Genomic DNA, 12,788 nt, shown 5'->3' with positions numbered 1-12,788 from the left:
CTACAAACAAAAGCCCAATGTTAAGTTTTTGTTATCAATTTCCGGCCTAACTACATACGAATCAGAAGATTTATCACTTTGGTGTGATACGAAGCAGGGCATCGGGGGTATTGGTCAGCACATATAAAGCACCATCGGGTCCCATCTTCAAATCCCGCACTCGCCCATATCCTTTCAGTAACACCTCCTGCTCAACAACCCGATCGCCATCAATAACCAGTCGGCGTAGCTCTTCAAATTTTAAGGTCCCCACTAATAGGTCATTCTGCCATCGCGAAAACCGGGGACTGGTGACAAACTCAATAGGGCATACCGCAATCGAAGGGGTCCAGTACGTAATCGGCTGCTCCATTCCTTCCTTATGCGTCTCATTGGAAATAACCTTACCGTTATAATCGATTCCGTAGGTGATTACTGGCCATCCATAATTCGCTCCTTTCTTCAGAATATTGAGTTCATCGCCCCCTTGTGGACCATGCTCACTCGCATAGATCACACCCGTGACAGGATGCTGTGCCAAACCTTCCACATTGCGGTTACCCCAACTGTATATTGCCTGCAAGTACTGCTCTTTCCCATACAGCGGATTATCGGTCGGAATGGAGCCGTCGCTATTGATTCGGTAAATTTTCCCGGACGGCCGCGACAATATCTGCGAATCCTGGGCGCGGTTCATATCCCCAATTGTAAAGTAGAGATAGCCTTTTTTATCGAACAGGAACCGACACCCCCAACGCGTACCTCCGCTAACCTGAAGCGAGTCTGGAACCTGAAATAAAGTTTGTTCGTCGACCCACTGGTAGTCACGCACTTTTCCCCGTACAATCTTGGTCATGCCTGGCGTTTTCTTGTCGGAGCTGTTTTGTGAGTTATGACTAAAGGCCAGATAAACCCAGCCGTTTTTGGCATAATCAAGATCGATTGCCAGATCCATCAATCCACCGACCATATCATAGCCATATACATGCGGCAGGCCGGTAATTTTCCGGGCGTCCAGTTGGCCATTTACCATCCAGTAAAGCTCTCCTGTCTTGCCTGTGATGAGTGCGTGTGTAGCGTCGGTAAACTCAATTCCCCAAGGGCCGTTCAATCCCTGCGTAATCAGTTTCTCGATCGTCAGCGTATAACGCTTTGTCTGTACCTTCAGCGGCAACTCGTTATTTTTTACAAGTTCCGGCGATGTCTGGGCTTTAAGAATGTAGTCGACAACAGCCTCAATCTGTTTCTCCGAAAGAACACCCTCCCACTTGATCATCTCGGTTGCGGGAACCCCTTTTCGAATAGTAGTCAGCAACGAAGCACGATCCCCACCGTGTTTCCAGTCTTTTTTAAGAAGCGCAGGTGCCACACTACCCTGCAATTGCGCTCCATGACATCCGGCACAGTAGGTTTTGTAAACCTCCGCTCCAGTCTGGGCCAACGAATAATCAGGAATAACCAGAAAGGAAATGAACCCCAGGAGCAAGTTGAGGCATGGCGATGCGGCAGACAATCTCCGTTTCATAAATAAGCTGTTGAGAAAGATGGATTCGATCTGGATTAGAATCATTGACTTTTAGCGTGGTACAATGCACCTGCGGACCATGTGCTCACAATAAGGCTATTCTGGCCGATTTTGGATCGGTTTACCCGGTATCACGTCAACAAACCCGGTCGAGCTAAGTTAACACATAGATAGCTTACAGCCTCAACGTTTTCTTTTCAATCAATCAGATGAGAGCAGCCGTATTTCACAAAATTGGCGATATCCGCGTTGAAAACACCGCCGATCCGCGCATTGAAGATTCCCGCGATGCGTTGATTCGCGTAACATCCACCGCCATCTGCGGCTCCGACCTGCACATTTACGATGGGTTTATTCCTCAACTGGAAAATGAGGTGATCGGCCATGAGTTTATGGGCATTGTAGAAGAGGTTGGTACGGGCGTCACGAACCTGAAAAAAGGCGATCGCGTGGTCGTTCCTTTTACCATTGCCTGCGGACACTGTTTTTTCTGCCAGCAAAACCTACAGATGCAGTGCGAAAACTCAAACCATAAACATTATGGACCCGATGGTGGGCTGCTTAGCGAAAAAGGGGGCGGCCTGTTTGGTTATACGGACCTGTATGGTGGCTATAATGGTGGTCAGGCCGAGTACGTCCGCGTGCCCTATGCCGATTATGGACTTCGGCATGTACCCGAATCGTTGAAAGATGAACAGGTGCTTTTTCTGACCGATATTTTCCCAACCGGCTGGAGTGCCATCGAATGGGGTGAGTTGAAAGGGGGCGAAACAGTAGCCATCTTCGGATCGGGGCCAGTAGGGCTTATGGCGCAAAAATCGGCCTGGATACAGGGCGCAGGCCGGGTTATTGCCATCGACCCGCTCAATTATCGGTTAGAGCGTGCCCATCGGGTCAATAAAGTCGAAACCCTTAATCCCGACGATGTCGATGTGGTGGAAGCGATCCGCTCCATGACGGGAGGCCGGGGAGCGGATGTTTGTGTCGACGCCGTAGGGATGGAGGCTAATCGGTCGCTGCTCGAAAAAGCCAAAGCCGTTATCAACCTGGAGAAAGGCACTACCAAAGTGCTGGAGTTATGCTTTCGGGCCGTTCGTCGCGGGGGTATCGTGTCGGTGGTGGGTGTGTATGGCAGTCCAACCGACAATTTTCCCATTGGCCGCGTATTCGATAAAGGCATTACGATCCGTACAGGCCAGTCTTTTGTTCATAAAAATATCGACCACCTACTAGACTTGGTTGTTCAGGGCAAAGTGGTGCTCGACGATATTATCTCGCATATCCTGCCTCTGTCCGAAGCGTCCCGCGCCTACGAGCTTTTTAAAAATAAGGAGGACGACTGCACCAAAGTGGTTCTAAAGCCCTGATCATCCAACCATTAGCGACTCATTCGGGGCTAGGCTGGTAAGGCTATGGTAAAGGTTGTTCCTTCACCTTCTTTACTTTCGACCGTCATGGCGCCATTATGCCCTTTTGTGACAATATCATACGCCAGCGACAGACCAAGGCCGGTGCCCTCGCCAGTCGGTTTGGTTGTAAAAAAAGGCTGGAAGATTTTCGATTGAAGCTCTTCGGGTATACCTGTACCGTTGTCGCTCACCGAAATAACCGCTTCGTCGCCATCGCATCGGGTCCGAACGGTTACCGTTGGCTGATAGGCTGGGTCTCCTCCTTTTTTCTGGCGCTGGTGAACGGCATAAAAAGCATTGGTAAACAAGTTGAGTAAAACCCGGCCTATATCCTGCGGGATTACACTGATAGTGCCCAACGAAGCATCCAGATCCGTTTTGAGTTGAGCGTTGAAGGTTTTGTCTTTGGCCCGTAAGCCGTGATAGGCCAGACGCAGGTACTCGTCGGCCAGGGCGTTCAGATCCGTTGCCTCACGCTGCCCGGTGCTGGCCCGCGAATGCTGAAGCATCCCTTTTACGATGGAGGCCGCCCGGTTGCCATGCTGGGTGATTTTCTGAAGATTTTGTTTCAGATCGGTTAGCAGTTCAGCTTCCAGTTCTGCATCGCGGTCATCTTTCGCCTGTTCTTCGCTCAATTCATCGATCAACTCGATGCTGACTTCGGAGAAATTATTGACAAAATTGAGTGGGTTCTGAATCTCGTGGGCAATCCCTGCCGTCAGCTCCCCCAGGCTGGCCATTTTTTCACTATGAATCAGTTGGCTTTGGGTAGCTTTCAATTCGACCAGTGCTTGCTCAAGCTCTTCTTTTTGCCGGGTAATTTCGGCTGTCCGTTCGGCAACCAGATACTCCAGTTCATTCTTTTTAGCCTCAATGATACGCCGTTGTTCCGCTTCTTTTTCGCGTTCAAGCTGTTCCTTCGCCAGCGCTTTTTTCTGGCTATTGGCGATAAACAGAAAGGTAACCAGCCAAATGAACGCAAACGTTGAGGCTACTTCAAAGTAGTCGCTGTTGGTTTTATAAAACGCCCGGGCCAGATGCTTAAGCAAATCCTTGAAGACAATAAGGATCGAATAGGGAGCAATTCCCAGAAGCAGCATCTTTGCTGGCCGAAACGCAGGTAGTTGCCAGACGGTATAGTAAATAGAACCAATAATGGTGAGTTGATACCAGATGAGCCAGGGATCAGGAAATATCTCCCCGAGTGCCATCAGCACAAACCCCGAAAGCCATATATTCTTGAAATATACATCCCACCTGGGCAGTCGTGTTTCGGTTTCCAGTAGTTTTCGAGTATACCGAATGACGGCTACAGCCATGCCGACTGCTATGTATGATTCACCATCCGACCAGTTCATATAGGTGCTTTTTAACGATGAATTCCTTTTACCAGATAGTTACGGTTCGTTAACCATCGGTCAAATCTACCAAATCGGTTGTTGATTTTATTTAGCGGCCAGTAATTCATTCTGACGCCGGATTCGGCCCGACAGGCTCCGAACGATGCTTCGCAGGATTTCGCCCCGCTCTTCCATCAGGTCGTAAAAATCATCCTGATCGATCCGCAGCAGCCGCACATCCGTAACCGCTTCGACCGTTGCCGAACGGGCTTCGGTATCCAGCAGCGCCAACTCCCCAAAGAAGTCACCCCGCCCAAAACGCGCCAGTTCGGTCTCTCGATCCAGAACCACTACCTCACCCGTATAAATCACATACATACCCGTGCCCAGATCACCTTTGTGAAAAATAGGCGCACCCGCAGCATATTGCTCTTCTTTCATAATGGGTGTGATGCTCGCCAGAACATTTTCGGGCGTATCGGCAAATAGCCGGGTTTGCGACAACAGCAATACCCGGTCATAAGCGGCAATCTGATCAGCCGAATTGGTGGAGTGACTCATAAGCAAAGGAGATAAGGAGGTAAATCGAACCTGTAGGGATTCGAGGGCAGCCAGAGCCTCGCTGGCGGGTAAGTTTCGGACAACTTCACTGATTGTCCAGGCCGAAAATGTCGTTTCGCCTTTTCGAAGAATAAAGGCACGAATCGACTCAGAGTCATCGAAGGTTTCCAGCTCTTTATCCAGAATCTGTACTTTTTCAAACCGTGGCAACTCCTCAACCAGCACCTGCAAGGTTTGGTAAGTGGCGCGGGGAATCAGGTTGTCCAGCATTTCGAGCGCATTGGCCCGACGTTCACGCGCTGGATGCCCGATACCCATACGGGCTCCGGCAATGGTTTCTGAATCGTAAAGCTGAGTCAGGATGTCAAACAAGCGCTGAAGCAAAACAGCCAGTTCATAATCGAGGGTTTTGGCCAAACCAGGCTCAGTCAGGCTGCCATGTAGTAAACGCTGGGCCAGCAATATTTCTTCCTGCATCAACGTCCGGAATACAGCATCGTCGGCAGGTTCATTTGGAAAACGGCGCAACGCCCGAAGCGCTGCGCCCCGAATCAGCAAATCCGGCTCCTGTGCCAGACCGTTCAGCAACTGGCGACTTTCGGGGGTATTAATACTACCGCCAATAGCCGCTATCCGTTGTATGGCCAGCCGGTCGATGGTTGCCCGCCGAACCCGCTTCAGCGCAGAGATGAGTTCGGGCCCCTGTGCTTTTAGCGACTGCACCACAATACGACCGATGGTTTCGTCGGTCAGATGTTGCAGCAAATACTGTGTGAGTGCTTCGTCGTTCAAACGACCTGCCGCCAAAAGGGCCGTTTTGGCAATGGTCGGATATGGGCTCGACAAATGCGCTCTGACGGTAGACGCAAAATTCGTCAGTCGTAATGTACCAATCAGGTTCAGCGCTATTTCCTGATGCGCCGGGTCTGTATCGCTGGCGAGTCGGGTAAGGCTATGCTGAGCAGCTGTATCATGCGGATTCAGTTCCAGCACTCCTTTGATAGCCCCTTGCCGAATCGTAATGTCGGTATGATTAATCAATGGAGCCAGCTCTGCCGCTTCAACGTTGATCCGGCGCCCCAGCAGATAAGCCGCCTGCTGACGAAGCGTTGGTTCCGGATCGGTCAGAGCAATGTGCATGAGCTGGCGCGTGGGCGTAGGCTGGCTGGAATGAGTCAATGTCACCAGGGTTCGTCGCCGTATGGCAGGTTCTGCATGCGTTAACAGAGCCGGAATGTGCGCTGTCAGCTCGGTAGGCTTATGCTGATCGAGCCAGCTTATTGCCGTCAGAACATCATCCGTACGGTTACTTTTCAGTTGGTCGATCAGGCTTTTCTGCGCTACAGTCGGCATCGCCAGTTGGTCGCGTTCCAGAAAGCGCCGACCAATCGCATCGTTCAGTTCAGACAAATACCGGGTATACGTATGACGCAGTAGCCAGACCGCCCCTGCCAACAAACCAATCCAGATCAGCGACCCTCCTGACTCAATGGTTGTATGCAACACAAACAGTACCAGACCAGCAATACCCAGGCCAATAGGCTCATAGAGCCCTTTTGCCAGCGTATGTCCTTTCAACCGCTGGGGGGGCAGGAGCGGCTGAAACAATACCAGAAACACAGGATCGAACAAGGCCCGACGGGCTACCTCAAACAGCAAATAGAGCGCACAGAAATACACCAGCAATACAGTTTCGGTAGCAGCCATCATCCGCAGAATGGCTAATCCGGCCAGTCCGGCCAGAGCCACCCAGGGCAACACCAGCAAAGACCGCTGAACCCCGAATCGGTCCAGCACTTTACGCGACATAATCAGTTTGACCAGCATGGCAATACCATAGGTCAACGCCAGCACATAACTCACATACCGAATCACGTCGGTCTGATCATGAAAGCGGTGTTTTACGTTGATGAAAAAGTTGTACTCGATTTCGGTCGCTACCGATGCCAGAATCGCCAGACTCAGGCACATATAAAAAATCAATTCGCTTCCACCAAAGCGTTTACCAATGAGCCGGGAGGGCTCGCGCCCAACCGCCCGATCTGACCTGTGGGGTGCATGCACATCGTGCGACTGAATGGTTAGGCGTAGTACATAGAGCGAGGCCATGAAGGCACCAAAGGCCACCAGTAGGAGTCGCAAGACGTCTGCATGGGCATGTACCAGAGCCGCCAGAATAGCCCCTAAAGCTTTGGCAGGCATATCGCCCGAGCTGATCACCCCAAACAGCCGCTTACTCTGGCGCGTATCGAATACGACCGCCGATACGCCCCAGAATTCAAGATTGGTCAGCAGATAAATGATCCGGTAGCCCGTCATGATCGCCACCGCAGCCGTTACCGAATGCCCAACCACGACTAAAACGCCCACCACTATGGTCATGACCACTGCCGATAGCAGCACGCGGGCAGCCAGCGTTTGAAGCGTCAGATGATGTTCGTAGTAGGCATAGATTCGTCCAACCACGATCATAGCGGCTGCCGAAGCCAGGTAAGCAATCGGCAAACTTGTTTCGGGATGATTTTCGAGCAGGATGGCATTCGCTGCTACATAAATCAGGATGGTGCCAATACCCAGCAGGAAGTTGTGTATAAAAAATAACCCTACCGTTCGGCCTTCCTCGGGCCGGATACCCAGCATACGCTGCCATCGTTGCGTTGAAGGAGGGAGTGGATACGTAGCGTCTGCACCAACGGTCATAAGCAAGCAAACTAGGCGATTTATGGCCAAATATAAGCATCAGTCCACGACATGTTACCAATTGACGCTCAGAATCCGTCAGCAGATACCGTTTCTGCTAGTCATTTTTCGCGGATAGATTATTGCCTCTCCAGTCGGTACCTCAACTGCCCTGATCGTATCGATCGGCATACTGGATCACGGCCGATGTAGGTTTAGTTGCAGGTTACCATCAACACAATACGGTTCAGAACCAGTGTGCGTATCCGTATGCGTTTTTAATCCAGGATTAATCGCGGCTTACTATATTGTACCGATCCTTGTGGAGCTTTCTTCGTGAGTACAACAACTCGTATACGATGATGAATAGCGTATGTGTCAACAAGTAGACGTCTGCGCTAAGGGTGTAAAAATCGCTGTGTGATGAACGGGGTTTACGCTGTCAGCTTATTTGTTATCCCTGGTAAGTTGACAAGTCAGGTGTTTAGCCGTTTACCAAAAAAGCCACTCCGCTGGGGTGGCTTTTTTAGCTATACAATCTCCGCAAAATGTGTTTATAGTCTTGTCAACTAAAATTCATTAACATCTGTTTTACATACAAGCGCGTCTTTCTCAAAATCATAGGATAAAAACCATAAAATTTGGGTTAAGTGTGTAACCGATACACTACCTTTGCAGGTCAAAACAACGACGCGTCCCCGTCATGGATCAGTATTCATATATTGCCAACTCTGATGCCGCTTACGTCGATCAACTTTATCGGTCTTACAAGCAAGACCCTCAATCTGTTGATGAAAGCTGGCAGCAATTTTTCAAAGGATTTGAATTTTCATTAACCTACGGCGAAACCGCCGGAGCTAGTAAGTCAAACGGCACCCCATCGAACGGTATCTCGGCCAATGGAAACGGACAGGCTACAGCCAGTAAACCTGTCGACGCATCCCATGCCGAAAAAGAGGTTTCTGTAGCCAGTCTGATCAAAGCATACCGCTCACGCGGACACCTGCTGGCGAAAACAAATCCGCTTAAAGAACGGAAAGACCGGCAACCCCGCGTCGATTTGCCCGACTACGCCCTTTCGGAGGCCGACCTGGATACCGTGTTCGAATCGGGTAAATTACTCGGCATCGGACCCGCTACGCTACGGGTCATTATGGATTCGCTGCGGAAAATCTATGCCGGTGAAATCGGTTTCGAATATATGTACATCCGCGAGCTGGATGTAAAAAACTGGCTGCGGAATAAAATCGAAAAAGAAGCCCTCGTCTTTGAACCTACCCTCGACGAGAAAAAACGGATTCTTGAAAAGCTCAACGAAGCCACCGTTTTCGAAAATTTCCTGGCCACCAAATATTTAGGGCAGAAACGGTTTTCGCTCGAAGGGGGCGAAGTAACGATTCCGGCGCTCGATACCATCATCAGCCAGGCGGCCGATATGGGCGTTGAGGAAGTAATGATCGGTATGGCGCACCGGGGCCGGCTGAACGTACTGGCCAATATCCTGGGAAAATCCTATGAATCGATTTTCGATGGATTCGAGGGTAATGTACCCGAACAGGTGCATGGCGATGGCGACGTAAAATACCACCTCGGTTATTCGAGCCTCACCGAAACCAAATCGGGCAAGCAGATCAGTGTAAAACTGGCCCCTAACCCATCGCACCTCGAGGCCGTAAACCCGGTTGTCGAAGGGTTTGTTCGGGCGCAGGCCGATGAAGAATACAAAGGTGATTTCACCAAAATCCTGCCGATTCTGATTCACGGTGATGCGGCTGTGGCCGGGCAGGGTATCGTGTATGAGGTCACGCAGATGGCCAAACTGGCAGGGTATCAAACGGGCGGTACGGTCCATTTTGTGATCAACAACCAGATCGGCTTTACGACCGATTTTGAAGATGCCCGCTCGTCGATCTATTGCTCCGATGTAGCTAAGATCGTCGATGCACCTATCTTCCACGTAAATGGCGATGACCCGGAAGCCGTAATTTTCTGCGCGAAGCTGGCGGTTGAGTTCCGGGAGAAATTTAACCGGGATGTATTCATTGATATGGTTTGCTATCGTCGCTACGGGCACAATGAGTCCGATGAGCCGAAGTTTACGCAGCCAACGATGTACAACATCATCGACAGGCACGCCAACCCTCGCGAAATCTACAAAGAGCTGCTCATCAAACGGGGCGACGTAGATGCCGAACTGGCGCAGCGGATGGATACCGAATTTAAAAAGCAACTCCAGGATCGGCTGGACCGCGTGAAGCAAAAAGCCGAAATTCCCTATAAGCCCCTTCGGCTGGATCGTGACTGGGCCGAGTTACGTTTCAGTGAGCCTGCTGATTTCGAAAAATCACCCGAAACCGGCGTTTCGGCCGATGTACTCGACACGATTGGGAAGGCTCTGGTTAAATTGCCCGAAGGCTTCAAGCCGTTGAAGCAGATCGACAAGCTGCTGAAAGATCGGCAGGCTATGCTGAGCGACACCAAAATCGTCAACTGGGGAACCGCCGAGTTGCTGGCCTACGGTTCGATTCTGCTCGAAGGCAAGCCCGTTCGACTGAGTGGTCAGGATGTGCAGCGGGGTACATTCTCGCATCGCCATGCTGTATTGCATGACGCCGAAACCAACCAGACCTATTCATCGCTCGACTTTATCCAGGAAGGGCAATCGAAGTTTCAGGTGTATAACTCACTACTTTCTGAATACGGTGTACTCGGTTTTGAATATGGCTATTCGATGGCCACGCCCAACGCGTTGGTGATCTGGGAAGCTCAGTTTGGGGATTTTTCAAACGGTGCTCAGTTAATCATTGACCAGTTCATTGCGGCTGCTGAATCCAAATGGGGTATTCAGAATGGGGTTGTGATGTTGCTGCCACACGGCTACGAAGGCCAGGGTCCCGAACACTCCAATGCCCGGCCAGAGCGGTATCTGCAATTGTATGCTGAATACAATATGACGGTAGCTAATATTACCACCCCGGCCAACCTGTTCCATATTATGCGTCGGCAGTTGGCGTGGCCATTCCGCAAGCCGCTGGCCATTATGTCGCCCAAGTCGCTGCTTCGTCATCCAAAATGTGTTTCTCCACTCGAAGACCTGACCAAAGGCTCGTTCCAGGAGATCATTGATGATAGCTATGCACAGGCAAAAAAGGTAAAACGTGTGTTGTTCTGCACGGGTAAAGTGTATTACGATCTGCTCGAAAAGCAACAGGCCGACCAACGCGACGATGTAGCGATCGTCCGTCTGGAGCAACTGGCTCCGTTGCCAAAAACACAACTGGACGCCATTCTGGAAAAATATAAGAAGGCAGAGAAATTCTGGGTACAGGAAGAGCCCGAAAATATGGGTTACTGGACGTATTTATTGCGTGTAGGTGTACATTTGCCCATCATTTCACGCAAGGCTGCGGCTTCTCCCGCAACCGGTTATCCAAAAATTCATACTCAGGAACAAGCCGATATCGTTCGGAGAGCGTTTGAATAAAAAAGCAGTTTGAGGGTTGATGGCCGTAGGCGTTTTAGAAGCATCTGCAAACGTCAACCCTTAAACGACGGACTACAAACTATAGAAAAATGGCCGTTGACATGAAAATCCCTCCCGTGGGGGAATCGATTACCGAAGTAACTGTTGGCACCTGGTACAAAAAAGAAGGTGACCATGTAAAAATGGACGAGGTACTTTGCGGCCTCGATTCTGACAAAGCCACATTTGAACTAACGGCCGAAGCCGATGGTATTCTGCACATATTGGCTCAGGAAGGTGACGTACTTCCGATAGGCGCCAGTATCTGCACTATCGACGATGGAGGTGGTGCGCCAGCAGCTACACCAGCGCCAGCAGCCAAAGCCGAGACGCCAAAGCCAGCCGAACAGCCTGCGCCTGTTGCAGCCGCAACTCCTGTAGCCGTTGCTGAGCCTGCCAAACCAGCTACTACCAGTGCTCAGGTAATTGAGGTCAAAGTGCCAGCCGTTGGCGAATCCGTTACTGAAGTAACCATTGCCTCCTGGAGCAAAAAAGACGGCGATGCGGTCGCACTCGATGAGGTTCTGTGCGAACTGGAATCGGATAAAGCTACCTTCGAACTCCCTGCCGAAGCCGCCGGAACCCTACGTATTGTCGCACAGGCTGGCGAAACACTGCCGATTGGCGCGTTGATTGCTAAAATCGAAGTTGGGGCAGGTGCCTCTGCCGCTCCAGCGCCCGCAAGTCCACAACCAGCCACAAGTGCACCCGCTACCGAAGCCCCCGCTTCGAATGGGCAGAACGGTTATGCGGCTCATTATCCATCACCGGCAGCCGCTAAAATTCTGGACGAGAAAGGCGTTAATGCGCAAGCTGTTCAGGGTACAGGTGTTGGCGGACGAATTACAAAAGAGGACGCTCAAAAGGCAACGCCAGCTCCGGCACAACCAGCCGCAACGCCAACTCCGGCACCGGCTGCTCCAAAACCAAGTGCTCCGGCACCGGCTCCAGCACCTGTAGCTACGGGTGGTAGCCGTAACCAGCGTCGCGAAAAAATGACCTCACTGCGTCGGACCATTGCCCGACGGTTGGTAGCGGTTAAGAACGAAACGGCTATGCTAACTACCTTCAACGAGGTAGATATGAAGCCGATCATGGATCTGCGGAACAAATACAAAGATAAGTTCAAGGAGAAACAGGGCGTAGGGCTTGGCTTTATGTCGTTCTTCACGAAAGCAGTTTGTATTGCCCTGAAAGACTTCCCAGCCGTAAACGCGCAGATTGATGGTGAACAGATCGTTTACAATGATTTTTGTGATATTTCGGTAGCTGTTTCGACCGAACGGGGCCTGGTAGTGCCGGTTATCCGCAATGCCGAACAACTAAGCTTTGCCGGTATCGAGAAAGAAATCGTTCGTTTGGCAGGTCTCGCCCGCGACAACAAGCTGACTATCGAGCAAATGACGGGTGGTACGTTCACCATTACGAATGGCGGTGTTTTCGGTTCGATGCTATCGACCCCGATCATCAACGCTCCTCAATCGGCTATTCTGGGCATGCACAACATTGTCGAACGCCCGGTAGTAGTCGACGGTCAGATTGTCATTCGGCCCATCATGTACCTGGCGTTGTCGTATGACCACCGGATTATCGACGGTAAAGAGTCGGTTAGCTTCCTGGTTCGCGTGAAGCAGATTCTGGAAGACCCCGCCCGGATTCTGTTCGACATGTAATTCGGCTTTCTCAAAGCACATATCAACTTCCCGAAAGGCTGGGCGCCAACGTCTAGCATTTTCGGGAAGTTTCGTTTTATGGCGTTTGTGGTTAGCACA

6 protein-coding genes are annotated in these 12,788 nt (G+C 50.9%); 3 read left to right on the top strand and 3 right to left on the bottom strand.

The genetic code is table 11. The features are described 5' to 3' along the window. Nucleotides 1-73: 73 nt before the first annotated feature. On the bottom strand, nt 74-1,504 hold the full coding sequence (locus B153_RS0109985) for a PQQ-dependent sugar dehydrogenase (RefSeq protein ID WP_040761171.1): 1,431 nt from the start codon (nt 1,502-1,504) through the stop codon (nt 74-76). Between the two features lie 209 nt (nt 1,505-1,713). Here B153_RS0109985 and B153_RS0109980 point away from each other — a divergent pair, with 209 nt between their 5' ends. Beyond that, entirely contained in the window at nt 1,714-2,871 is a 1,158-nt protein-coding gene (locus B153_RS0109980; RefSeq protein ID WP_020596559.1) for a zinc-dependent alcohol dehydrogenase, read from the top strand. Between the two features lie 29 nt (nt 2,872-2,900). Here the strand turns inward: B153_RS0109980 and B153_RS0109975 are convergent, their stop codons facing one another. After that, the gene (locus tag B153_RS0109975; RefSeq protein WP_020596558.1) at nt 2,901-4,271 is read right to left on the bottom strand and encodes a sensor histidine kinase; all 1,371 of its coding nucleotides are present in this window, start codon (nt 4,269-4,271) and stop codon (nt 2,901-2,903) included. An 87-nt stretch (nt 4,272-4,358) separates the two neighbouring features. After that, nucleotides 4,359-7,514 (bottom strand): cyclic nucleotide-binding domain-containing protein, encoded by a 3,156-nt coding sequence (locus tag B153_RS0109970; protein ID WP_026262043.1) that lies wholly within the window; start codon nt 7,512-7,514, stop codon nt 4,359-4,361. Between the two features lie 682 nt (nt 7,515-8,196). On the opposite strand from B153_RS0109970, the gene B153_RS0109965 reads away from it, so the two are divergent. Beyond that, nucleotides 8,197-10,977: a 2-oxoglutarate dehydrogenase E1 component gene (locus B153_RS0109965; RefSeq protein ID WP_020596556.1), complete on the top strand. Its 2,781-nt coding sequence runs from the start codon at nt 8,197-8,199 to the stop codon at nt 10,975-10,977. Nucleotides 10,978-11,066: 89 nt separating this feature from the next. Then, nucleotides 11,067-12,689, top strand: a complete 1,623-nt coding sequence (gene odhB, locus B153_RS0109960; protein ID WP_020596555.1) for a 2-oxoglutarate dehydrogenase complex dihydrolipoyllysine-residue succinyltransferase — start codon at nt 11,067-11,069, stop codon at nt 12,687-12,689. The last annotated feature ends 99 nt before the right edge of the window (nt 12,690-12,788 follow it).

It is taken from the genome of Spirosoma panaciterrae DSM 21099, assembly GCF_000374025.1.
Lineage (GTDB): Bacteria > Bacteroidota > Bacteroidia > Cytophagales > Spirosomataceae > Spirosoma > Spirosoma panaciterrae.
Note: the sequence above shows the minus strand (reverse complement) of the source record. Positions and strands in the feature narration are given on the sequence as shown.